Consider the following 25,283-nt stretch of genomic DNA (forward strand, 5'->3'; position numbering starts at 1 on the left):
GCTGTCAGCTTTGTGTTGGGATGATGTCGCCATAATGTGCAGCATTAAAGAGCCGCCCTGGGTTTAGGTAGCGTTGCTTGTTTTTTTATCATGAGGTTTGGTTTTATGGATGTTCCGGCGCATGATCGCATGGCGATGAAAATGAACTTAGCTCGGTCTACTCGTATTCTTGTGCAAGCGAGAATGCAAATGAATCAGGCCCAGATCTCTCACAGTTTCCTTGGCATCTTGCTTGCGGCTGCTTTGGCTCTCGTACTTGCCATGTTGTCGCCGTCGGCACGGGCGCATGGCAATGACGACCACGAACATGCGGCGCCAGTGGCGAATCAAATTACGGTGGCACCACGCGCTAGTGCGCAGAGTGAAGATTTTGAATTGGTCGCGGTCTTGCAAGGTGCGCGCTTAGTTATTTATCTCGATCAATTTGCGAGCAACGAAGCGGTCAACGGCGCCCAGATCGAAGTCGAGAGCAAAGGTCTGTTCAAGTTACTCGCGAAAGAGTCCGAGCCCGGTGTGTATGTAATCGACCTTTCAAGCTTGGGAGCCAAGATGCCTGCCGCCGTGGGCAAGTATCCATTGACCTTTACGATTGATGCAGCGGACACCAGCGATGTGTTAGCCAGCACATTGGAGATTGCGGCCGATGATGAGTCACTGCATGACCATGCAGCGTCGGCACCCACTTGGCAACGATGGTTGGCGCTGGCCTCGGTGATATCCGCTGCGGTGTTGGTCTTGCTGTTGTGGATGCGCCGTAGAGCGGGGCGTACTTCCTTGAATTTTAATTCTGCAAACTCCGCCAGGCTTACAAACTCCACTACTGGAGGTGTGCAATGATGCGGGCGACTTTATGGCGATTAGCGTTCTTGAACGCTTTGATGTTGACAGTTGGGTCGAACCAAACTTGGGCACACGGCGACGAGGATCACAGCAAGAAACCGAGTGCGACGGCAGTCAAGAAAACCAATGGAAGCCAAGTCGAAGCTGCAGCGGCGACCCGCTTGCCTGATGGTTCGGTCTTTGTGCCGAAATTGGTGCAACGACAATTACAACTGCGGACCATCGTCGCGGAAGTTGATCAATATGCGACCAGCCTAGAGCTCAATGGTAAAGTCGTCGCGGATCCGAATGCAGGCGGCAAAGTGCAAGCGAGTCAAGCGGGGCGCATCGAAGTCACTAGTCAGAGCTTGCCAGTGCTCGGTCAACGCGTCAGCAAAGGGCAGGTTTTAGCGTATCTTCGACCAGTGATGAGTAGTTTGGATCGCGGCAATAGCCAATCGATCTTGGCCGATCTCGATGCGCAGTTGTCGATTGCTGAGAAAAAAGTGCAGCGCTACGAAGCATTGGCGGAAGCGCTGCCGAAAGCGGTCGTCGAAGCCGCGCGTTACGACTATGAAGCGCTGCGCAAACGCAAGGCCGCCGTCGAAGCGAGTTTGTCTAAAACGGAAGCCTTGATCGCTCCTGTTTCGGGCGTAATTAGTGTTGCCAATGCCGTTGCTGGCCAAGTGGTGGATGCACGCGAAACGTTGCTTGAGATTATCGACCCTAGCCGTTTGATGGTCGAAGCTTTAGCCTATGAACCCTTGAATGCGAACGAGGTGATTGGTGCGACGGCGAGTTGGAAGAATGCGGGCGTGGTGAGTACGAAACTAGATTTAAAATTCTTGGGCGGCGGTCAGCAAATGCGTGAGCAAGCGATTCCTTTATTGTTCCGTGTGCTTACAGATCAAAGATCCAAATCACAAAACGTCGCGGTCGGACAGAGTTTGCAAGTCTTCGTGCAGCAGAAGCGTGATAGCGAAGGCGTCGCGGTGCCTTTGTCGGCGATTGTGAAAGTGGGTACGGGTCAGAGTGCGGTGTGGGTACATACCGAAGCAGAACGTTTTGTGCAGAAGCAAGTCAAGCTGCAAGCGCTCGATGCGGAACGCGTCTTGATATTGTCTGGAGTGGAAGAGGGCGCGCGGATTTTGGTGAGCGGTGCGCATCTGTTGGCGCAAGTGAAATAGGATGATGACACATGTTTCAAGCCATCATTAACACCAGCCTCAAGCAACGCCTCCTGGTCATCGCCATCTCGCTGTTGTTGGTCGTACTCGGCATCATGAGTATGCGTAAGATGCCCGTCGATGTCTTCCCCGATTTGAATAAGCCCACCGTGACCTTGATGACCGAGGCAGGTGGTATGGCGCCAGAAGAAGTGGAGCAATTGGTGAGTTTTCCGATTGAATCCAGTATGAATGGTATGTCGGGAGTAAGTCGTGTGCGCTCGGTATCCGGCGTTGGTCTGTCGATTGTGTATGTGGAATTCGATTGGGGTACCGATATCTATCGTAACCGTCAGCAAGTGGCGGAGCGACTGAATTTGGTGCGCGAGCAATTGCCGAGCGGTGTACAGCCACAGATGGGACCGATCTCGTCGATTATGGGTGAGATTTTGTTGGTGGCTTTGCCGATTGTTGAATCCGGTGGGAATGATGCGAAACAAGACCACGATCACAACGCCAGCGCCAATACGGACGAGCAAGTCAATCCTGCCATGAAAGCGCGGGAGTTCGCTGATTGGGTGATGCGCCCCCGCTTGTTAAACATTCCCGGCGTGGCGCAGGTGACACCGATCGGTGGCGAAGTGCGCCAATTTCGTGTGGAACTCAAACCCGCGCAATTGCAGTCGTTTGGTTTGACGGCCAATCAGATCGAAAGTGCCTTGCAACAGTTTGGCGGGAATACCAGCGGTGGCTTCACAGAGGCCAATGGTCGCGAATTATTGATTCGCCAAATTGGTCGCACTACACGCATCGAAGATCTACAAAATACCGTCGTGGCAATGAAGCATGAACAGCCGATTTTGTTGAAACAAGTGGCTGATGTCAAGTTGGCAGCGGCTTTTAAGCGTGGCGACGGCGGCTATGCGGGCGCTGCTGCAGTGATCTTGTCGATTCAAAAACAACCGACGGCCGACAGCGTGAAACTGACGCGCGAAGTGGAAAAAGCCATTGCGGAACTCAGTAAAAGCATGCCTGTCGGTGTAGGCCAGCCGCAGTTCCTGTTCCGCCAAGCCGACTTCATTGAAAATTCGCTCGATAATGTCAAAGACGCCTTGCGTGATGGCGCGATCATGGTCGCGGTCTTGCTCTTTCTCTTCCTTTTGAACACACGGACGACCTTCATTTCTTTGATCGCGATTCCTTTATCTTTGGTCGTCACGGTCTTGGTATTCCGTTACCTCGGCTTATCGATCAATACCATGACCTTGGGTGGACTAGCGATTGCAATTGGTGAATTGGTCGATGATGCGGTAGTCGATGTGGAGAATGTGCTGCGGCGCCTGAAAGAGAATGCGCAAGCGGCTACACCTTTACCGGTATTGACCGTGATCGCGAATGCTTCGGGTGAAGTGCGTAGCGGCATCGTCTATGCGACCATGATCGTGGTGCTGGTCTTTGTTCCCCTATTTGCATTGCCCGGCATTGAAGGAAGTTTGTTCACGCCTTTAGGCATCGCCTACGTCGTTTCTATTTTCGCGAGTATGTTGGTGGCAATGACGGTGACCCCAGTGTTGTGTTATTTCTTGCTACCGACAATGAAGCAAATTCACCACGGTGACAGCGCGCTGGTGAGTAAATTGAAGGCTTGGGATACCCGTCTACTGCAGTGGTCATTTGCACACGCTAAACCCTTGTTGGGCAGCGCCGTGATCTTGGTGCTGTTGGCGAGTGCCAGCATTCCTTTCTTTCCACGCGCTTTTTTGCCGGCGTTTAATGAAGGTACGCTCACGGTGAATTTGGTCTTGAATCCGGGCACGAGCTTGGAAGAGTCGAACCGTTTAGGGCGTATGGCTGAGCAATTGATGATGCAAGTGCCAGAAGTAACACAGGTGGGGCGACGCACTGGGCGCGCTGAACTCGATGAACATGCTGAGGGTGTGCATTACAGTGAAATGGATGTCGATTTACGCAAATCGAAACGCAGTCGCAACGAGATCATCGAAGATATTCGCCAACGTCTGAAGAGCTTGCCAGCCAATAGTAATGTCGGCCAACCGATCTCCCATCGACTTGATCATTTATTGTCCGGCGTGCGGGCGCAAATCGCGCTGAAGATTGTCGGCGATGATCTTGATCTCTTGCGCAATCAAGCGGCAGATCTACGACAACGTTTAGCGCGAGTGCCTGGTATTACCGATTTGCAGATCGAAAAACAAGTGCTCATCCCGCAGATCAAGATCAATCTCGATTATGGGCAAGTTGCGCGTTATGGTTTGAATCCAGGCGAATTGCTCCGTAGTTTGCAGCAGCAAATCGAGGGCGAAAAAATTACGCAATTGGTAGAAGGGAACCGTCGTTTCGACCTCGTCTTGCGCCTACCAGAACAAGGGCGTGATTTGGCCGCTTTACGCGAACTGTTGATTGCGACTCCGCGTGGTTATATTCCTTTGCGTTTGCTGGCGACCGTCGAAGAAAACGGAGGCCCGAATCAAATTAATCGTGAAAATTCGCGTCGTCGTATAGTGTTATCGGCCAATACCGACGGGCGTGATATGGCGAAAGTGATTGCCGATATCCGTGAAGAGTTGGCAGCGTTTAAATTGCCGAGTGGCTATTCGACCAGCCTCGAAGGGCAATTCCAAGCCCAAGAAAAAGCCTCAAATTTGATCGCCGTGTTGGCCTTAGTGTCCTTGAGTTTAATTTTCTTGGTGCTATATGGGCGTTATCGTTCTATGCGACTGGTGTTGATCATTATGGGGAATATTCCACTCGCATTAGTCGGTAGTGTGGTGGCCTTGTGGATTGCTGGTCAAAGTCTGTCGGTGGCAGCGCTAGTTGGGTTCATTACCCTCGCCGGTATCTCTACGCGCAATGGGATTTTGAAGATTAGTCATTACATCAATTTGTGCCTGTTTGAAGGCGAACAGTTTGACCAAAAGATGATTATTCGAGGTTCGCTGGAACGTTTGACGCCAGTGCTCATGACGGCCTTGGTCGCGGCTTTCGCTTTATTGCCCTTGCTGATTTCTGCCGATGCACCAGGTAAGGAAATTTTACATCCGGTAGCGGTGGTGATCTTTGGCGGTTTAATTAGCTCAACGATCTTGGATACTGTTCTGACGCCCTTGATGTTTTGGTTGTGGGGCCGACCAGCGGTAGAACAATTGCAAGCGTCGCATTTGGCTGAGCAGCAAGAAAAGTTAAGCGCACTCGGACAGCATGAGCAGGGTGGCCGTCAGCAGTCTGTGGCTGAACAGAGTTTTTGAGTAGGATGTGAATCAATGTGTGTTGAACATGGAAGGAGCAAGGCAATGAAGATGCAAAAGAATGTGTTGTCGAAAGTGGTCGCTTTGAGCATGGTCGGTATGATGTCGACGGTCGCCGTCACGAGCAGCGCTTGGGCGCATGATGATAAGTACTTTGATTCGATTAAATCGCCGCATGGTGGTCAAACCCGGATGGCAGGGCCTTATCACTTTGAATTGGTGCTGAAAGCCGGTGCGACGAATGCGCAGACTAGCCCTGTGGTGGTTTACGTGACCGATCACGCTGGTAAAGCGATTGCCACCAAAGGTGCGACAGCGAATTTACTGATCGTACAAGGCAAACAGAAAATTACAGTGGAACTTAAGTCGCAGGCCGACAATCAACTGGTGGGGCAAGCAGCCTATAACGCGAGTGCTGATTTGAAAGCAGCGCTGAGTTTTAATGAAACTGGTAAAGGCGTAGAACAAGCACGCTTTACGCCATTCGCTCCTGTGAAAGCGTCTAAGGCAAAAAATAGTAAAGCTTCAGCAGAAGCAGGGCATGAGCATCATCATTAAGGCCATCGAGAATGAGTGAAGTTCAGTAAGTGATGACAAATATGTGTCGGTAGATGCCGACAGAGATAATCCAAAAGTGGAGTTGAAAAAGTGAAATTTAAACCAATGGCATGTGTACTTGTCACGAGCCTCTTGGGTTTCGGCATGAGTGCTGCATCGGCCTATGCTGGTGTGCACGAGATTCGTTTCGATGCTGAGCACAAGTACACATTGTCCAATAGCATCGCGGCTGGCGATATGGTGGAAGTCTGTGGTGATTTTCAAAAAGGTGAGACGATACAATGGAGCTATCAAGCGGAACGTGCGCTTGACTTCAATATTCATTTTCACGTTGGGAAGAAGGTCAACTTTCCAGCGAAGCTGAAACAACAAAATGAGGCCACTGGAAAACTCAAAACGAAGTTGCAGCAAACTTATTGCTGGATGTGGACCAATACCAGCAAAGAGACAACCCCACTGAATTTGCAACTGAGTTTGGAATCCGGTTTGCAAAAGCGAAGCACTATGTAATTCATTGGGTTTTCTGTACTAGTCGATGCGGCCTTCTCTGTTAAAGTGACGGAGATGGCCGCGCTGTATTTTTGGGGGCACATGTTTATAATACTTGGCTAACACTCAAGTACTTGCGGGTTGTGGGTTGCAGTGAACAAACTGTCGCTCTGCTCGCTTGATGTCATCCGTCTTTTTCATTGTCGTGGGAGCCGCCATGTTGTCTATGCACCGTCCTCATTCTTCTACACATTGGGCTCCTCAGTTTTCTTCTGCTCCGTCTTTTCTTTGTGCTTCGGCTTTTCTCATCATGGCAGGGCTTGGTTTTGGCATTGTTCAGCAAGCTCAAGCCAAACTAGTCCTGTCGACCGAAGTTGAAAAACAAAATGAAGCGAAAAAGAAACTCGGTGTAGCAGCCACCAAGTCCCAAGACAAAGCGGCTAGCGCCAGTGTTTATCCACATGCCATGGAGCCGATTGGCACGGTGCGTCAAATCTATGACGGAGTATTAAGTCCGGAACTGGCAGTTGCCACCTTCCGCAATATTGATCGCCTCTTTCCCGTCAATAAGATACGTGCCGCCCAGCCGAATCAAGTCTTGCCCTTAGTGCCGGCGTCAGCGCAGCAAGTGCAAAGTTTGGCGAAGTTAAACTGGAATGAGCGCGGTGTAGGATTGAATCTTGACCGCTTCTATGAAGCCAATCGGATCGCGGCAGTATTGGTTCTGAAGGACGGTAAGGTGGTGTTGGAACAGTACCGCTACGGTAATTCACCGAAGACTCGCTGGATGTCGATGTCGGTCGCAAAGTCCATCACCTCGACCTTGGTAGGGGCGGCCATCAAGCAAGCGAAAATCAAAAGTGTGAATGACAAAGTCATTAGCTATGTTCCTGAACTCAAGAATAGTGGCTATCGCGATGCCAGCATTCGTGATGTGTTGATGATGGCTTCCGGAGTGGCGTGGTCAGAAACCTATGCAGACCCACGCTCTGATCGACGTCGCTTACTAGAGGCGCAGATTGGGCAAAAGCCGGGCGCGGTATTGGAAGTGTTACGACAATTGCCGCGTGTGGCGGAGCCTGGTACGGTCGCTAACTACAACACAGGCGAAACGCAGATCGCGGCCTACGTCTTACGGAATGCAGTGGGGAGTTCTTTGTCTGACTACTTGAGTGAACGCATTTGGCGCCGCCTTGGCATGGAAGCGGATGCGTATTGGTGGTTGGATGCACCGAATGGTGTTGAAATCGGCGGCAGCGGTATCGCCGCCACCTTGCGCGATTATGGGCGCTTTGCATTATTCATGCTGGCGCAAGGCAAAATCAAAGACGAAAAAATCCTGCCCGATGGATGGACCTATGAAGCCACCACGCCACGTCTTTTGAAAAATGGACGTCCTTTGGCCTATGGCTATTTGTGGTGGCCAGCAACGTCTGCAGAAGCACAACGCGATGCTGCCTACGCGGCAATTGGTATTCATGGGCAAGCGATGTATATCAATCCGCGTACCCAAACCGCGGTGGTGCTGTGGGGCGCACAGCCGCAGCCAACCGGCGGCGCCGCCACTGATTACTGGGCTTTCTTTAATGCAGTGAATGCAGCTTTACGATAGTGCTAGTAAGTCTTTGTCAGATGGCTTGCTGCATACGCGAGTGATGTCCGCTCGCTTATCGTACCAAAGGCTCTGTAGTTTGCGCTGCATGGCTGATCATATGATCGGCTTGCTGGGATTTCTTCGCCTCAATTTCACGGATTAAACGTTCTGCATGTTTGCGTTGGTTGAGCGGCGCGTCTTGAATAACTTCTTCCAGCAAAAGAATCGCCCCCTCATGATCGCCCATTTCAGTGTACGCAACGGCCAATTTGATTCTGACCTCAAATGGCGACAGCATGAACTTATCGTCCTGCCCACCGTGGTTACGATCCGCATCGATTTGACGCGCTTCGCGTGACGGTTCTGGTAAGCGGGGCGCGATATTCATTTCATTTGTGGCCACGGCATCTTGCGACGTGGTGGTCGCTGTAGCAATGTTCGAGCCATCGTTGACCGTTGCGCTCATCGCGTCATCAAGGGCACCGAATTCAGGCGTGATCATCGCCTCTAATTTCGCATGATTGATTTTTGCGCGCTCGGAGTGCTGATAGCTTAATGAAGCATCAATTTGTAGGGCGGATTTTGGCGCACTCTCTTTGGCTTTGAAACTTTCGACTTTTGGCGTCGACACTGGCACAAATAAGAACGCTGCACGATCAAGTTTCTTGAGCTGCTGTAGATCGCGTGGACGATCTGCAGTACGTGCAAGTGTTAGCAAATCTTCGAGTTTCTCGAAAATCGCCAGATCAAACCCTTGACGCGGATTGATGCGTGAATTGCCGACTAAACGTTCGAGATAGGCAACGATGTCATCAGAGGCCCAAAGCTCGAGTATTTTGTTGATCACGTGAGGGAAATCCGCCAACTGTTTTTGCTCGACCGCACCTGGCATTTCCCAAGGTTCGAGCTTCAAGTTAAAGTATTTTTTGATCTCACGATATACGCGTTGATAGGCTTCAGCGTCGTTATTGGCGCGGCAGTGATCGAGTTCAGAAAGAAGCTCACGTGGCGAACTCGGTTTCTTCTTGCTTGGTGCCGGCGTGTATGTTTTGGCGGCTTCTACTAAATCATCGTCACTTGCCTTGCTCATCGCAAAGGGTTCGATTTCTTTAATCGATGTATCTTGTGGCAAAGAAGCGTTTGGTGTTTGCGCTACGGATGCAGCTGGGGTCGTCGGCATTGCTTGAGGTATAGTGGCGCTTGGATTGGTCGTGCTAGCCTTGGCCAGTTTATAACCGAGTGGTTTGTGACTCGATGAACGTGCTTGCATTTTGTTGGCATCACGGTCGAAAGCGAGACTATCGTCTTCTTGCTCTGTATGCGTTTCTACCACTTTTCGGAACACTTCTTCGGCTGCTTTTGCTGGATCATTCGCGGCTGTTGCTTCAGTCTTTTTCTCAGACTCTTTTTCAGGCTTTTTTTCAGACTCTTTTTTTGCAAGCTCAATCAACGGATCACTCGGCGTTAAGCGGATGCTGTCTTCGGCTTGTTCGCTTGGCTTATAAACGCGCAACCATGAGTCGACATAACCTTTGACTGCAAAAAATTCATCTGGTTTGGTTGCGGGGGTAACCGGAGTTGGTGTGGTCGCGCTCGTTTCAGCTTCTTTGCTTGCTTCAAGTTTGGCTGGTGCTGATGCTTGATGTTGATCAAGCTGATCGAGCTGATAGTGTTCAAGTTCTTCGACAAAATAATCGCGTGAAATATTTGTACTACGTTGTGCGCTTAAGGCTTGGCGACGACGTTCAGCGGTATCGATATCAGGTGCAGTTTGATTGCTCTGGCTTGCTTGATTGACGAAACTGGGCTCCTGTCTGAATTCTTGTTTGGCTTCTTGTTTCCACATGTCGAGTTTTGAACTATCTGGCTTGTGGATGTCTTGTTGATTAGAATCTTGCGGGCCTTGTGCAAGAGCGAAGCTGGATACGCTTGAATGTGCCGCGAGATCGCTAGTGTCGACAAACTGCAGTAAGGAGTCCTGGAAATTGCTCAGTGTATTTGAGATCGCGTGCATACCACGGTTGACCAGGTTACGCGCATGAAGATGCCAGAAATAAGCCAGCGCGGCCAATATGCTCATGACAAAGATAGCGACCAATGCTTGGGCCCACAACAGACGCTGTTTGCCGGATTCCATGATTTGTATGCGTTGGCGATTGATCTCGGCGTTTTCCTGCAGCAGTGTGGTCATTTGCTTTTGCAGCGCATCACGTAGCTGTGCTTGGTTTGCCTTCAACTCTTGTTCAGGGCTGCGCGCGTTGGTGTTAGGATTAGCGCCGCCGTTACTTTGCGTCGCTTCGCCAAATTTACTTTTTTCGTAAGTGGTATTGCTATCGTAGCCAGCGTAAGTATCTTTGCGAAGATCGACATCTTGGTGTGAATTACCCGCATTGCCGACACCTGAGCCACTGGCGCTAGTGCTCAGTGCAAGCGAAGCGAGGATGCAAGTAAGAATGAGGCGAGTCGCAGATAACCAAGGTGGCGTATGTTTCATAGCGAATCCGAATCGGTAAGGAGCAGCGATTTTAGTGGAGAACGCGCGTAAAAAAATAGTAAATGAATAATTTTTTGCGCAAAACTGACAATCGAATGCAAATACAATTTCAGGCTGGAAATCTTGCTTTTTGACATGCTACGGCTGATCTTAGGGTTACGGCTAAAATCATCGGCGACTTAAGTAAAAGTCGTGAAAGAATGCGAGTGGTCTTATGATTGGTGTCGGGTCTATGCGACAGACTGTTTTTTTTTGAATGTGGTCGGGACGAAGGAACCGCGATTGCACTCGCCCGCCGCTCCGGCATTCAAACTTGGATAATGCGCTTCGATGTGATTTCGATGTGACGTCGAGGTCACGGCTTGATGAAGGGATAAAAAATATATGCTGCATCGCGGAAGCTGCCATTGTGGCGCTGTTCAATTTGAAGTTGAGTTGGATCATCAAATTGATGTGGAAGATTGTAATTGTTCGATTTGTCAGATGACTGGCTTCTTGCACGTGATTGTGCCGCAACGCCAGTTTCGTTTGATTCAAGGGCAGGAATCTTTGACGTCATATCGTTTTAATACCAAAGTTGCGGAGCACTTGTTTTGTAAAGTGTGCGGCGTGAAACCATTCTACGTCCCGCGCTCCAATCCCGATGGCGTCGATGTCAATTTACGGTGTTTGGCAACGCGTCCCGAGCGGGTCAATATCGTCAATTTTGACGGGCAAAATTGGGAGAGCGTTGGCCATCTTTTGCGCGATAAGAGCGCGTGATGTAGGTGGAGTAGGTGGAGTATGTGGAGTATGTGGAGTATGTGGAGTATGTGGAGTGACGGGCCTCTGCGTTCGGCTCGATGTGTCCGATGCGCAAAGTGCGAAGGATGTTCCGCCTCAATTACCAAGTTGCCAAGGTGCCAAGTTGTCGAGGATTAGAGTTGATGTAGCTTTGCGCGAGTCGCCAAGGCATACTTGACCCACTTACGTTTTCGCCAGCGGTGATACATGAGTAGTCCTCGTAGCCATTCGTCGGCAGCAAAGGCGAGCCAAACCCCGACCAAGCCCCAGCCCCAATGCAGGCCTAAGAGCCAAGCGAAGACGACCGCCACACCCCACATCGACACTAGACCGGCATACAGAGGGAAACGCGCATCTCCGGTGGCACGCAGCGAGTTGATCACCACTAAATTGAAAGTTCGTCCGGGTTCTAAGATCAAAGAGACTAACAGTAAATGGGCACCGGCTTGAATGATTTCTTCTTGGGCTGTGAACAGTTGAAATAAAGGTCTCGCACACAAGACGACGAGGACGCTCATGAGCACAGTCAAGCCCACGCCAATGCGCAGACTTTGCAAAAGTTGTTGGTAAGCGCGTTCGAGTTCACCAGCACCGACCATGTGGCCAATTAAGATTTCTGTACCGATGCCGATCGAGATGCTCAAAATCATCATGATCATCGATAGCTGCATCGCATAAGTGAACGTGGCCATCGGCGTTGCTCCCATTTGCGCGATGAAATAGGTAATCACCATAAAGCTAGTCCACCAGCACAGATTTTCGCCGGCTGAAGGAATCCCGATATGGAGAATTTTTCCGATCATGCTGCGTGAGAATCGCCACAGAGAGTCAAAGCGAGCATGGAAATGGAGAAGCTTTCTTGTCAAAACAAAGTAGGCAACACAGGCGATGGCACGGCTGATCACGGTTGAAATGGCGGCTCCAACGACACCTAGCGCGGGTAGCCCAAATAGTCCGAAAATGAGCACGGAATTGAGTCCAATATTGATGAGATTCATTCCTAAAGCCACCGCCATTACTTCTCGCGTATGAGCGTGGGCGCGCAAAATCGCCGCCAGCACAATATTGAGCGCCTCCAAAAACAAAGTGCCACCCATCAGCGCCAAGAATGGGCGTGCATAAGGCAAGAGTGAAGGTGGGAGATGCATCAGGCCCAGCATTTGCTCTGAGAAGAAGAGTGTCAGAATACTGATAAGTAAGCCTAACCAAACGTTGATGCCGAGTGCATTGTGCGCCACTTGTTCAGCGCCCTGACGGTCTTGTGCCCCGAGATAGTGGGTGATGACGACGCTACAACCGAGCCCAATAAAGGAAAACAGCACGATGAAAAACACCACGATTTGATTGGCCACTGAGACACCCGCCGCGGCATCGTCGCCAAGGTGGCTAATCATGAAAATGTCGATCATGCCCGGCAAAATATGCGATAACTGCTCGACCAAAATCGGCCAAGTGATGGCGAATAAACTCGCACTGGCGAGCGAATGTGACTGTGAATCTGAATTGGATGTTTGTACTTGGGACATCGCCGATTGAATAATGCTTGAACAGGGCTGCGGCTGACGTCGCGCCATGTCACTGATGAACGTACTGCATTATAGCCTGACATAGCCTGACATCTTAGAAGCGAAGTCGAGGCTGATCTGTTGCAAACCAGTGCCGAGGAACTTCGCGACTCCATTTGTATCTATAGTTTTTTAGTCGCCTCGGCTATATTGCAGAGATTGCTGAAGAATCAAATAAGCACTCTCAGCGATCTACCTCGTCACATTTGTGCTGTTGGCCAAACTCAATACAAATAAGCGGCATGCTCGATCAAAGTGAAGTTTAAAAGAGATGAAAATGTCTAGTCGAAAATATCAAACTTGCGCTCTCAAGAAAATGAAAACTCTCAAAAAATCAGTTTCATCTTTACGCGTGCTGACCTGGCTTCTTAGCAGTACGATCGGAATCTGCGCAGCGCACGCACAGGCACAAGCACAAGCCCAAACTCAGGCACCTGCACCAACCAATGCAGAAGCGATGACACTATTGGTCCCCGAACGCGTATTTGATGGTAAGCAAATGCACACGGATTGGGTCGTGCTTGTGAAAGGTAATAAGATTGAAGCAGTAGGTCCGCAGCCTATGAAGCTGAGCGCGACGACCAAAGTGCTCGGTCTAAAGGGAATGACTTTGATGCCAGGCATGATCGAAGGGCACTCTCATTTGTTTCTACATCCCTATAACGAGACCGCTTGGGATGATCAAGTGCTGAAAGAAACCCGCACCGAACGTAGTTTGCGGGCCGGCAATCATGCTAAGGCGACCCTAATGGCAGGGTTCACGACGGTGCGTGATCTCGGTACCGAAGGCGCGGCCTTTGATGACTTTGGCTTAAAGCGCTCGATCGAGAAGGGCATTATTCTGGGGCCACGTATGATCATCGCTAGTCGCGCTTTGGTCGCCAAAGGTGCCTATGGGCCTAAGAGTCAAAATCCTGATCTCGATTTGCCGCAAGGTGCGGCTGAGGTCGCAGGCTTGGAACAAATCAGCCAAGAGGTGAGAACGCAGATTGGAAAAGGGGCGGATGTGATCAAGGTGTATGCCGATTATCGCGCAGGTCGCGATGGTGAGGCTGCACCTATCTTTTCCGTCGAAGAGATGGCGCTCATGGCCTCATTGGCTAAGAGCGGTAATCGACAGCTGGTCGCCCATGCAGCCAGTCCTGAGGGCATGCGACGAGCAGTCGAGGCAGGCGCCTCAACGATTGAGCATGGCGATGGTGGCACGGAAGAAGTGTTTCGTCTGATGAAAAACAAAGGTGTGGCCCTGTGTCCAACCTTGGCGGCGGGCGATGCGATTGAACAGTACCGCGGATGGAAGAAGGGCAGCGAACCAGAGCCCGCCCGAATTACGGCTAAACGTCAGAGTTTCGCCTTGGCGCTGAAAGTCGGTGTGCGTATGTGCATGGGGGGCGATGTTGGTGTGTATGCCCATGGCGATAACCTTCGCGAAATGGAATTGATGGTGGACTATGGCATGCCGATGTTGGATGTCTTGACCGCAGCGACCTCAGGCAACGCCCAGATTTTTGGTTACGGCGATCGCATCGGTAGCGTCAAAGCGGGTATGCTGGCGGACTTAGTGGCAGTCGAAGGTGATCCCAGTCAAGACATCAAAGCTTTACGGAAGCTGAAGTGGGTGATGAAGGACGGCAAAGTTTATCGTCAATTAAGTCAATCAGAATAAAATTTGAGGGAGTATGCAACGATGATGAAAACGAAGAGAAAACAATCGGTAATGTTCGTGGCATGCTTATGTGCGTGGGGCATTGCGCATTCGAGTCAAGTGGAAGTCGGTGGAGCCTCTGACGGAAGCATGCAGACGATTTCTGACAAAATTGCACAGTCTGGAGCCGCTCAAACTAAGCCAGCCAAGGGGGCAAAGAGCGCCGCGGCAGCCAGCTCCAGATATGCAGAACTGCTATCTTTATTTTCAGAATGGCGCAACTTTGAACGTCCTGTCTTCAAAAACGGAGTGCCTGATTATAGTCCGCAAGCGCGCTCCGCTACGTGGCCGCAATTCAAGAAATTAGAAGCACGGCTACTGGCGATGGATACTAGCAGCTGGAGCGCGGCAGAAAAAGTTGATTGGAAAATCGTTCGTGCCGAGATGAATGGTTATGCATTCAATCAGCGTGTCCTGCAGCCTTGGGTGCGCGATCCGGCTTTCTATTTGTCGATCTACAATGAAGCTTCCGATACGCCAGCGCGAGAAGGACCAACTCATCACGCGACGATCGAATTGTGGCAATACCGTTTTCCATTATCCATTGCAGATCAAAGCAAATTGGCGCAACAGCTCATGACGATTCGTCCTTTGTTGCAGCAGGCGAAAAAGAACTTGACGGGTAATGCGAAAGATCTGTGGCTCGCTGGTACGTCGACGATGCAACAACAAGTCGAAGAACTGCATGCACTGGACACCAAAGTGGCAACGCAAGCCAGTGCTGAGCTCAAGCAGGCGATCACAGAGGCGAGCAATGCTAGCAAGGATTTCGTTGCCTGGTTAGAGCGCGAAGGCAAGCAAAAAACGGGACCTTCTGGGATCGGTAAAGAGCATTACACGTGGTATCAACAAAACGTTCATTTGGTGCCGATGACTTGGCAGCAAGAGGTCGATTTATTGCAACGCGAATTGGATCGCGCATGGGCGAATTTGAAGCTCGAAGAACAACGCAATAAAGATCTGCCACCGATGAGCGCTGCGGCCTCAGTCGAAGAGTTTAATCAACGTGCAGATAAAGCTGCTAGCAAGTTGATGCGCTTCTTAAAAGACAAGGAAGTGATGCCAATCAAGGCGAATATGGAACCAGCCTTGCGTGAACATCTGCAAGCTTTCGTGCCTGAGGAAAAGCGCAACTTCTTTAGTATCACCTTGCATTACGATCCTGCTGCCTTGTACTGCCATTGGTATCACTGGTTTGATTTGGCACAGATGCGCGATGAACCGCATAGCAGCCCTATCCGACGCGGTCCTTTGTTGTACAACCTGTGGGATACACGTAATGAAGGTGTTGCCACAGGCGTTGAAGAGATGTTCATGCAAATGGGCTTGCATGATGATAGTCCCCGCTCGCGTGAGTTAGTGTGGATCTTATTGGCGCAACGTGCAGCACGTGGACTGGGATCTTTGTATGCGCACGCCAATATGAAGTCGATGGAAGAGGCCAGCAAAGTGCATCTCGATTGGACACCACGGAATTGGATGCGACGCGAGCCGCACCTGCTGAAGTTCGAGCAGCATCTCTACTTGCGTCAACCGGGCTATGGTACGAGTTATGTGGTTGGTAAATATCTGATCGAAAAATTGATGACGCAAAAAGCCAAGCAGAGCGAACTTCAACATCAACAGTTTGTGATGCGCGACTTTTTCCGCGACTTTAATGAGTTCGGTAATATCCCAGTCAGTTTGACTAGCGAACAAATGCTGGCGAAATAGAAGTCTGGCCTGCGGTGAAGCTTCGCAGGCCTTTTTCGTAGATGCTTAGGTGATCTTGAGATGCTTAATTGGAAGCGAAATGCGCTTTGAGATAGCGTAATTTGGGATTGCTCGAATTAACAGCGGCGAGTAAACGAATTTGCTGACGTGATTTCTCAAATGCACCTGTTTGCCAATAGGCTTTTGCCAGAGCTTGGTGAACTTCTTCAAAACCACTAGTGTACTTCTGAGCGCGTTCAAGATAGCTGATCGCTTCAGTGTATTGCTTGTTCTGCGCTGCATGAAGCCCTTTCCCTATCCAATAATAAGGATCTTGTTCCTGTACACGGGCGATGCGTTCTTGCAATCGTAGCGCATCTTGAGTACGTCCCAACTTGTGATACAGCGCTTGTAAATTCCTTAGCTGAAGTACGTTCGAATTTTCTAAGCTTAATGCGAATTCCAAAGTCGCGGCTGCTTTGTCGGCTAAGTTGCGACTGAGATACAGTTGCGCTAAGTTGCTGTAAGTACTGGTTTCCAAGGGTGCCGCCATCGCTGCTTGTTTGAAATAGGTATAAGCAAGATCATGCTTGCCTTGTAGCATGGACTCCACCCCGAGATTGTTATAGAAGAGCGCGAGTACATCTTCCTCCGATAAAATTCTGCCGCGTCGCATGCTAAATTGGTTAGGATCAAAATCGATCAACATGTAGCCGCGCTCATGCCCCTCATTCGTATTCAAAAAAAGATTCGGGTTGAGAACGATGGCATTCACGTGGCCATTGACATATTCGACTCGACCATGGCGATCAAATTGCACTGGCATTGGTACATCTTGAATGTGAATTGGTAGCTGTAATCGTTTGCCGATTGCGTAGGCTAAAATACTGAGAGAGAGGCAATCTCCGCGATTTTTCTCCCAAGTTTCATGCGCGGTGGTAGTGTGATAGCCCTCATACAGGAATGGTCGCGCTTGATCGGTGTACAGTAGGCTCGTTAGAAAATTCGCACGCTCTTGGATGGTGCTGCCAGCGCGATTCATCGAGGCCAACTTTCTCTCCAAGCTCGGACTGAGTCGGAAAAGATCGTCGCTGTTTGGTAATGAGTTTGGTACAAAGATAAAGTCTTGATCGGCCCAGAGTTGCTGCTGTTTTTGTAATTCTAATGCTTGGTTTTTCTCGAGCGTGCTGCATGCACTCAGTTGGAGACAAAGAAGAATCACCATTAAAAAGGAAGTCGAGCGTTGCATGGTTAAGCGGGCCATCGTGAGCCTTTCTTTTACTGAATTACACTTTGAGTTTCTCTATATTCACTGAACTAATTGGTCGCAAATTTCGTTTTCAATAAACGTGACTTCGGATGACTTGGCATCAGACTGACCAGTTTTTTGATTTGCATTTTTGCCTTTTCAAACGAAGATGTCTTGAGATAGGCTTCGGCCAAGGCTTGATGAATTTCAGCAAAACCGCTGGTCATTTTTTCTGCCCGTTCCAAATAGGATATCGCTTCCGCATATTTTTTGTGTTGCAGCGCGTTTAAACCGAGTCCGGTCCAATAATGCGGGTTTTGTTCATCGCTTGCACGTATCGTCGGGACGAGTGCGGCAGCCTCGGTAAAACGCTGCTGCTGTTCATAAATCGCTTGCAGGCTGCGCATGACAACCACATCATCCGGTTTGAGTGCAAGCGCACGTTTGAGGCTGTCTTCAGCGAGTTGGGGAGCACCAACGTTGAGATAAAGTTGTGCCAAATTATTTAGAGCAAGCGAGTTGTTTGGAGCGGTTTGCAAGGCTGCTCGAAGATAAGTGTAGGCTTTTACTTTCTCACCTTTTTCCATAAACTCCGCACCGAGATTATTGTAAAAACGCGAGGTTATTTCCTCCTCTGAGAGCGCGCGTCCGGCGTTCAGAATCATCGTTTGTGGTTCAAAATCGATGATGAGGTAGCCGCGATGCGTGGTGTCTGAGTCCAGCCAGAAATCCTTGGTCATGACCATGGCATTGACGTGGGTGTTCAGAAATTCGAGACGACCACGGCGATCGAATTGCGCCGGGATCTCTACATCTTGCATCACGATAGGGAGCTTAAGTTCTCTTCCTATGGCGTAAGCGAGCAGCGTGAGCGAAATGCAATTTCCCGTTTTCTCGCTCCAAGTTTTGCGCACGATGGTGGTTTCATCGGGATTGTAGGTAAAGGGCGAAATATCTTGCGAATAAACGAGATTGAGGAAATGTTGAGTGCGTCCATGGATCGACATTCTTCGGATCTCAGGACGATTCAGATCCGCGATTAAATCAGCGGGCAGGCCAAAGATATCCTTGTGATCTAGCAGTACGACCTTGTCGTGACCAGGGAAAAGCGAGTCAGCGAAGCCTGGTGGTGTGTGACTCATTGATGCGTTGCTCAGTGGTGATTTGGTTGTGCTGCACGCCACACACATACATAACAAGGCAGAAATGCCGAGGTATCTAAATAGTCGCGAAAAAAAAGGAAGGCGATTCATGAGCTTCTCCACGAGACTTCAATGAAGATTAATGTACTCCTAGTCATAGCATATGTGTAAATAAGTTTTGATGAAACGAGGCATGGGTGGGATGAATAGGAAGAATTTAGGTGTAGTATGTGGAAACAAAAAAACAGTCTTTTTTGATCACTATCCAAGAGAGAAAAATACCATGGCACAAAATGACGTCAAAAGCGATCTAGAAATTGCCCAAGCAGCCCAACTCAAACACATCAATGACATTGCCACCAAACTCGGCGTTGCGGTCGATGATTTGGAGCATTATGGCAAGTACAAAGCGAAGCTGCCTTTGCATTTGATCGACCCCGAAAAAGTAAAGAAAAATAAATTGATCTTGGTGACGGCGATTACGCCGACGCCGCCCGGTGAAGGAAAAACCACCACGTCAATTGGCCTGACCGAAGGCTTGAATCGCATCGGCAAAAAGGCCACCGTAGTCTTGCGTGAACCCTCATTGGGACCGGTGTTTGGTATCAAGGGCGGTGCCGCCGGCGGTGGGTATTCGCAAGTGGTGCCGATGGAAGATATCAATCTGCATTTCACCGGTGATTTTTCTGCCATCGAAAAAGCCAATAATTTGTTAGCCGCTCTGATCGACAATAACATCTATTTTCAAAAAGAGAGTTTGGGCATTGATCCGCGTACTGTGAAATGGAAACGCGTGATGGATATGAATGATCGCTCCCTGCGCAGCATGATTACCGGTTTGGGTGGTCGCGCTGGCGGTAATCCACGTGAAGCGGGTTTCAATATTACCGCTGCTTCTGAGATTATGGCGATCTTGTGTTTGGCCGAATCTTTCCAAGATCTGAAAACCAAGCTCGGCAATATTTATGTCGGCGACACCTATGACAACAAGCCGATTTATTGCCGCGATTTGAAAGCACAGGGCGCCATGGCAGCCTTGCTGAAAGATGCAATTAAGCCGAACTTGGTGCAGACTTTGGAGGGTAATCCTGCGATTATTCATGGTGGCCCATTTGCGAATATCGCACAAGGAACTAACTCAGTTCTCGCGACGAAATTGGGCTTGTCATTGTCCGATTATGTGGTGACCGAAGCGGGCTTTGGTGCCGATCTCGGCGCTGAGAAATTCCTCGATATTAAGTGTGGGTATTCAGGTCTTAGCCCGTCCGCAGTAGTGATCGTCGCCACCGTTCGCGCTTTGAAATACCATGGCGGGCAGGATCTCAAGACACTGACCACGCCGAATTTGGAAAGCCTGAAGGCGGGCTTTGCCAATCTTGAAAAGCATTTAGAAAATATCGCACTTTACGGCCTTCCTGCGGTGGTCTCGATCAATCGTTTCACTAGCGATAGTGACGAAGAACTCGCTTTCCTCAAGCAAGCTTGCGAAGCACTTGGCGCCAAAGTCGCGCTGTCTGAAGGTTGGGCGAAAGGTGGCGAAGGCACCAAAGAGTTGGCGCAAGCCGTGGTTGATACGGTGGCGAACTTCCATGGCCGCTACACCCCGGTCTATGATTGGAATAGCGATATCAAGAAGAAGGTCGAAGCGGTCGCAAAAAAAGTGTATGGCGCTGGTTCAGTCGTGTTCCAAGCCAAGGCCTTGGCCGACATTAAGCATATCGAAGGATTGGGATTGGGGCATCTGCCCATTTGTATCGCCAAGACACAGAAATCGTTTTCCGATAATGAAGCACTGATTGGTCGCCCGACGGGATTTGAACTTACTGTGCGTGAGTTTGAGATCGCAGCTGGTGCTGGGTTCTTGGTACCAATCACTGGTGCGATTATGCGTTTGCCGGGATTGCCTGCAGTGCCCGCGGCTTTGCATATCGACATTGATGATGAGGGCGTGATTAGCGGGCTCTCCTGACCACACCTCATTAAATCCAAGTCCCGGGCGCATTGCTTCGTAGGTATTGCAACTGCGGTCCTCGCAGTACTCGTGTATTGCCCCCGTTGTTTGAAAAATCTGCGCCTCGCACTGCATCTCGGAATTTGAACATTTTGAGATGTATTGCGGGTCTTAGGGGAAAGTTGAAAGCTGCGTTGCAGGCTGAGTTTCATCGATTGGCGTTGGTTCTATTGGCATGCGTTCTTAAGTAATTTCCACGCAAGCTGCAATTTGCGTCGGCATTCTGTTGTATCCCATTTGCATTGGCGTGAGCCAATATAGTCCATTTAAGTATTCCTGTACTTGGTATTTTGCGAAACCTCTTGGCATGCTAATTGGATAGTCGATTTCATCAGATAACGTGAAGATCGATTGTTTTCCTTTCCTTGCACCATTGGCTCTAAGCGGGCTAAATATGACGCGATCAAGCGAGGCGCAGATGGTGCCGTAGCATTGTTCCAATGGCCTAACTATGAGTTCAGTGATAGCGAGCGCATCATCGTTTTTCGTTAAGGTGCCTAGTGGAATTCCATATCTGATAAAGGATGGATCGTATCCAGCCGCATATACATACCATTCATTGTCTATTCTTGCGCATTCGGAGATGACCGGTGGAAGATCTTTGCGATAGTAGGTCTTACCTCGTTCTGTCGCAATGTGTATCCCACCATGTCCATGTTCCATTGGAAATTTTCTATAGTCCTCGATATTGGTTCTTTTTGGCGAACCGTCAGCATCAACTTCGACCCAAGAGGCACTTTTCAAATCTTCGTCAATTCGAAGAAGCGCAAGGTATCGGCCAGCATGACAGTCATGCTCCTTCGGATGCCGTATAACGACGGGTACTACCCCTTCATCTGAATTTCCACAGTGCGTGGGAACGTAGTAGCTATCCTTGACGTGGGAGTCAAATCGCGGCTGTCCTAGGAAAGAAAAATGGTTTTGAATTGGGATTACAACTGGCTCATCGCTTATGCTTGAAAACAGGAGAATGATTTCAGTTGAAAGTAGTAGACCGAATTGCTCACCGAATTTAAATGCTTGCACTTGATTGTCATCGTTGAGCCCTGAAAGAAGCTCCTTGCGGTGCGTAAGTTCCCTCTGGAGAACGCGTGTTACTTGACCTTCTATAGTGAGCTCTGCGAGCCAGTACTGAAATTTTGATTCAGGTATTCTCTCATTGATGCCCCATCCGAAAGCAATGGCGCGACCATTTTTAAAAGGAATTAATTTAGTTAGGCTGGTTAACCCATTAAAATCCTTGCTGACATCTAGCGTCGTCTGGAATGCCAGTTTTAGTTTGATCATATTTTCGTTTTTCCATGTTTTGAAGTTGTTCGTCGATTGAGCCAGCGCAATCGGCAATTTTTCAAGCTAATTTTAATGCAAATTATTAGTTCAGCAATTCCATAGTATCTATTCTTTGAAAATTCGATTTTCAAAAGAGGGGGAGGAAAAAATTAGAATCCCTCCGTCTAGTTCAAAAGAACAATCTCCCCCCCCTAGTGCCAATGCGTAAACGCATCCACCGTACCGACGAATGGGCGTTAGTGGCTCAGCTCTCTAAAAATTGATCATGTCGAAGTGGCGCACATGGGAGCTTGCTGACAGGCGCTGTAGTTCGCGTTCTACCTCTTGAAAATCGACTTGCGCAAACAAGCATTGTGGCACCCGCTTAGTGTGGGTCCAAAAAGCTGAGAGACCATCATTGAAAAGGGCGCGCATGGATTCTGGCGTGGTCGGTAAATTGCGTTGCCCCTCCAATAAGTCGAGTTTTAGGAGTCGGACAAGTTCGGCTTTCTTCGATAGAAATTCTTCTAAGCTGAGATCGATCACATGCAAGCGCATGCCGCAATTGATGTCAGTTCCCACCGCTTGTGGGATGACAAAATCGTGGCTGGTCACCAAAACGCTGCCGACCGGCACCAAAGTGCTAGGATGAAAATCTGGCGTAGCGCAGGCACGGCAAACATGGCCACCATCTGGATGCCATACACCAGCAAAATCTAAGAGTTGGCTGACCGCCTTCGCTTCCAATGGAAGTGACTCAGGAAGCAGGATTTCGGCGTGAACATCACGAGCAACTAAAGAGCGTACTTTGATGATATTGCCGTCGCGCTGTGCTTCGATGCCATGTGACGCGAGTGCTTTTGCCAAACGTTTGGCAGAAACTGTTTGTTTGGGAGTATGAGAGAAATTCATTGACTGCTTTCGAAACGTGAAAAAACCGCCTCGTATTTCGAGGCGTTTTCTTCAGAGGCAGCAGCCAATACAACGAAGAGGGCGCAAGTGTATTGTCGGAGACAAGAAATGTAAATATCTATTCCGCAGCTCAGTGACTTGCTAGAGGTGGGGAATTTACCAAGTCTTTACATCCTAGATTCCGATTTCACAAGTGAAAACTAAATGTGGGCTTGCGTGTTTTTTCAGACAAGAAAAAAAGTTATGAAAAACCACTAGCCATTTAATATAAGTGCTTATATAATAAATTTATGACTAGAACTCTTGGTACTCAATTACGACATTTGATCGAGTTACTCGATGGAGCGGTGGCGCGTTCCTATGATGCATTTGATCTCAATTATCGTCCGCGTTACACGCCTGTTATGCGCGTGTTGATCGCTATGGAGAGCTGCACAATTGGTGACATTGCGGTAGCCGCGAAAGTGACTCAACCAGCGGCAACGCAAACCGTGGCCATGATGTTGAAGGATGGCATTGTGCAATCTGCGCCGGGCGAACAAGACGCGCGGCAACGAATGATTTCCTTGACTGAGCATGGGCGTGCGATGGTGCCGCTACTGCAACGTTGCTGGTTGGCGACCGCACAAGCAGCGCAGTCAATTGAAGACGAATTGCCGCATTCCTTTACCGGCACACTGGAAATGGCGATTGAGGCTTTGGAACGAAGGTCCTTTGATCAACGCATCCAAGAAGCGCATGAGGCCTTGGATGCTTTGGATGGAGAACCCAAAAAAGCAAAGAAAGTTAAATCGGCCAGTGAAACTTCTCGCCGAAAGAAATAGGTAAGTGAATTCGCAATCTTTGTCGTTGATATTGTATTCAACAACGATGAACTAACGCGGCTTGATCGCCGCATCTTAAACTACTGTTGAAAGGAAATGCCCATGTTACGTTATGCCATCATTCTTATCGCTTTAGCTTTGCCATTTTCGAATACACAGGCGCAATCGAAGTTGGGGAATTTCAAGGATAACACCAGCTTACCGAGCGATGCCTATGGCAAGGTAATTCAGTCTTTAATCGATGTCACAAACTCTGGTAATCCAGAAGAAATCAAGAAATTCTTATTGGCGAATACCACCAAAGATTTCCTTGAGGCCTTGCCGTTGCAAGAACACATTGGGCGCATTGCAGGCTTTGGACAGGCGCATGGTGGATGCGATTTCTACGCTTTGCGTGAATCGGCAGCGACAGCTTCCGACAGTGACTTGCGTCAGTTGATTGTCAAAGGTCGTGCCTCGGGAGATTGGTTTGAGGTGATGCTTTCTTTTGAAGGCAATCAAGCACCAAAGATTGCCAATATGGCGGCGAAAGAAATTCCACCAGCAGTGAAGTGAATTCGCCATCTAGCTTTGATCGTCTTTCATAAACACAGGAGTCAACGTGATCAACCAACTATTGTTCTTGATGCTGCTTCCATCGGCGCCGCAAGCGCAGAATGAGTTTGCGCAGGTACCAGAGACGCTGGCGTTTGAACGACATGAAGTCGAACAGAATCCAGTCGCGACTGGTGCCAAGATTGCTGAGCTTAGCAAGCAACATAAGAAACTATTGGTTGATCGTCTTGCCGATGAAATAGAACGCAAGTATGTGTTTGCTGAGGTAGCGAAGACAGCGGCGCAACACTTGCGTTCAAGCCTGAAGAACGGCAAGTACGACGAGGTTCGTAATCCCATCCAAATGGCGACAAAACTCACCGAAGATGCTCAAGCGGTCACACATGATAAGCACTTGAGAGTGTTCTATGACGCGAATTCTCAAAAAGTCGACAGTGTACCAGCCCCGTTGACGGACGAAGAACGTGTCAAGCGCCGAAATGAAGTCGTGCGTTACTACCAAAAATTGAATTATGGTGTTCGTCGGGTTGAACGCTTCGACGGCAATATCGCTTACCTCGATTTGTTCATGTTCGGTGAACTCGCTTATGTAGGGAATGGCATATCGGCAGCAATGGTACTGCTCGAGGGAAGTGATGCCATGATTATCGACCTGCGCGATAACAGCGGCGGCAGTCCTGAGACCGTTAATTTCATTATCAGTCATTTTGTCGAACGACCGACACATGTTATGGATAACTATCGGCGTGACGATGATTCTATTCGACAATCATGGACGAGTTCGTATCTCAATGTGCCGGTCTACGATCGCAACAAGAAGGTGTATATCTTGACCAGCAGCAGAACTTTCTCCGCGCCGGAAGATTTGGCCTACACCATGCAAGCGCTTAAACGCGCCAAAATTGTTGGCGAAACGACGGGCGGTGGTGCCCACGCAGGTACTCGTTATGCACTAGATGAAAACTTCACTGCATTTATTCCAAATCAGAGAAGCATTAGCCCCATTACAAAGACCAACTGGGAAGGTGTCGGTGTTGTGCCTGACCTTCAGGTGGATGCGAGTAAAGCATTGCTGACGGTTCGCATCGAGATTTTGCAGGAACGCTTGCAAAAGGTGACTGATGCGCAGGAGCGTTCGGGTATCGTCGAATCGATACTTGCTTTAAAAGTGGCATTAAAGAAGATGTGAA

At 49.3% G+C, this 25,283-nt stretch carries 19 protein-coding genes; 13 read left to right on the forward strand and 6 right to left on the reverse strand.

Annotated elements, in window-relative coordinates; genetic code table 11:
• The first annotated feature begins 183 nt into the window (after positions 1-183).
• The 6 genes from RF679_RS05255 to RF679_RS05280 all read left to right on the forward strand — a co-directional run bounded on the left by RF679_RS05255 (position 184) and on the right by RF679_RS05280 (position 7,910).
• Positions 184-837, forward strand: a complete 654-nt coding sequence (locus RF679_RS05255; RefSeq protein ID WP_309483165.1) for a hypothetical protein — start codon at positions 184-186, stop codon at positions 835-837.
• On the forward strand, positions 834-2,006 hold the full coding sequence (locus RF679_RS05260; RefSeq protein WP_309483166.1) for an efflux RND transporter periplasmic adaptor subunit: 1,173 nt from the start codon (positions 834-836) through the stop codon (positions 2,004-2,006). The genes RF679_RS05255 and RF679_RS05260 overlap by 4 nt, the downstream gene beginning before the upstream one ends.
• An 11-nt stretch (positions 2,007-2,017) precedes the next feature.
• The gene (locus tag RF679_RS05265; protein WP_309483167.1) at positions 2,018-5,251 is read left to right on the forward strand and encodes an efflux RND transporter permease subunit; all 3,234 of its coding nucleotides are present in this window, start codon (positions 2,018-2,020) and stop codon (positions 5,249-5,251) included.
• Positions 5,252-5,296: 45 nt separating this feature from the next.
• Positions 5,297-5,809, forward strand: a complete 513-nt coding sequence (locus RF679_RS05270) for a hypothetical protein (protein ID WP_309483168.1) — start codon at positions 5,297-5,299, stop codon at positions 5,807-5,809.
• 90 nt (positions 5,810-5,899) lie between these two features.
• Positions 5,900-6,319 carry a hypothetical protein gene (locus tag RF679_RS05275; protein WP_309483169.1) on the forward strand — a complete coding sequence of 140 codons (420 nt, stop codon included), beginning with the start codon at positions 5,900-5,902 and terminating at the stop codon, positions 6,317-6,319.
• 196 nt (positions 6,320-6,515) lie between these two features.
• Positions 6,516-7,910, forward strand: coding sequence for a serine hydrolase domain-containing protein (locus RF679_RS05280; protein WP_309483170.1), 1,395 nt, complete (start codon positions 6,516-6,518; stop codon positions 7,908-7,910).
• Positions 7,911-7,965: 55 nt separating this feature from the next.
• Here the strand turns inward: RF679_RS05280 and RF679_RS05285 are convergent, their stop codons facing one another.
• Entirely contained in the window at positions 7,966-10,386 is a 2,421-nt protein-coding gene (locus RF679_RS05285; RefSeq protein ID WP_309483171.1) for a FimV/HubP family polar landmark protein, read from the reverse strand.
• 384 nt (positions 10,387-10,770) lie between these two features.
• Between RF679_RS05285 and RF679_RS05290 the strand changes: the two genes are divergently transcribed.
• A complete protein-coding gene (locus RF679_RS05290; protein ID WP_309483172.1) occupies positions 10,771-11,148 on the forward strand; it encodes a GFA family protein in 378 nt (125 codons plus the stop codon).
• 155 nt (positions 11,149-11,303) lie between these two features.
• Here the strand turns inward: RF679_RS05290 and RF679_RS05295 are convergent, their stop codons facing one another.
• A complete protein-coding gene (locus tag RF679_RS05295; protein WP_309483173.1) occupies positions 11,304-12,695 on the reverse strand; it encodes an MATE family efflux transporter in 1,392 nt (463 codons plus the stop codon).
• Positions 12,696-13,011: 316 nt separating this feature from the next.
• Between RF679_RS05295 and RF679_RS05300 the strand changes: the two genes are divergently transcribed.
• Positions 13,012-14,400, forward strand: coding sequence for a metal-dependent hydrolase family protein (locus RF679_RS05300; protein WP_309483174.1), 1,389 nt, complete (start codon positions 13,012-13,014; stop codon positions 14,398-14,400).
• Positions 14,401-14,421: 21 nt separating this feature from the next.
• Positions 14,422-16,152, forward strand: a complete 1,731-nt coding sequence (locus RF679_RS05305; RefSeq protein WP_309483175.1) for a DUF885 domain-containing protein — start codon at positions 14,422-14,424, stop codon at positions 16,150-16,152.
• 64 nt (positions 16,153-16,216) lie between these two features.
• On the opposite strand, the gene RF679_RS05310 is transcribed toward RF679_RS05305, so the two are convergent.
• Both RF679_RS05310 and RF679_RS05315 read right to left on the reverse strand, forming a co-directional pair.
• Positions 16,217-17,395, reverse strand: coding sequence for a tetratricopeptide repeat protein (locus tag RF679_RS05310; protein ID WP_309483176.1), 1,179 nt, complete (start codon positions 17,393-17,395; stop codon positions 16,217-16,219).
• A gap of 53 nt (positions 17,396-17,448) precedes the next feature.
• Complete coding sequence (locus RF679_RS05315; protein WP_309483177.1) at positions 17,449-18,522, reverse strand: tetratricopeptide repeat protein; 1,074 nt, start codon at positions 18,520-18,522, stop codon at positions 17,449-17,451.
• Positions 18,523-18,805: 283 nt separating this feature from the next.
• Between RF679_RS05315 and RF679_RS05320 the strand changes: the two genes are divergently transcribed.
• Positions 18,806-20,491 carry a formate--tetrahydrofolate ligase gene (locus tag RF679_RS05320; RefSeq protein WP_309483178.1) on the forward strand — a complete coding sequence of 562 codons (1,686 nt, stop codon included), beginning with the start codon at positions 18,806-18,808 and terminating at the stop codon, positions 20,489-20,491.
• Positions 20,492-20,716: 225 nt separating this feature from the next.
• Here RF679_RS05320 and RF679_RS05325 read toward each other — a convergent pair whose 3' ends face one another.
• On the reverse strand, positions 20,717-21,820 hold the full coding sequence (locus RF679_RS05325) for a hypothetical protein (RefSeq protein ID WP_309483179.1): 1,104 nt from the start codon (positions 21,818-21,820) through the stop codon (positions 20,717-20,719).
• 255 nt (positions 21,821-22,075) lie between these two features.
• A complete protein-coding gene (locus RF679_RS05330) occupies positions 22,076-22,714 on the reverse strand; it encodes an RtcB family protein (RefSeq protein ID WP_309483180.1) in 639 nt (212 codons plus the stop codon).
• A gap of 290 nt (positions 22,715-23,004) precedes the next feature.
• Here RF679_RS05330 and RF679_RS05335 point away from each other — a divergent pair, with 290 nt between their 5' ends.
• The 3 genes from RF679_RS05335 to RF679_RS05345 all read left to right on the forward strand — a co-directional run bounded on the left by RF679_RS05335 (position 23,005) and on the right by RF679_RS05345 (position 25,282).
• A complete protein-coding gene (locus RF679_RS05335; RefSeq protein ID WP_309483181.1) occupies positions 23,005-23,538 on the forward strand; it encodes a MarR family winged helix-turn-helix transcriptional regulator in 534 nt (177 codons plus the stop codon).
• A 102-nt stretch (positions 23,539-23,640) separates the two neighbouring features.
• On the forward strand, positions 23,641-24,093 hold the full coding sequence (locus RF679_RS05340; RefSeq protein WP_309483182.1) for a hypothetical protein: 453 nt from the start codon (positions 23,641-23,643) through the stop codon (positions 24,091-24,093).
• 46 nt (positions 24,094-24,139) lie between these two features.
• Positions 24,140-25,282: a S41 family peptidase gene (locus tag RF679_RS05345; protein ID WP_309483183.1), complete on the forward strand. Its 1,143-nt coding sequence runs from the start codon at positions 24,140-24,142 to the stop codon at positions 25,280-25,282.
• Position 25,283 lies beyond the last annotated feature (1 nt).

The organism is Undibacterium cyanobacteriorum (assembly GCF_031326225.1).
Lineage (GTDB): Bacteria > Pseudomonadota > Gammaproteobacteria > Burkholderiales > Burkholderiaceae_D > Undibacterium > Undibacterium cyanobacteriorum.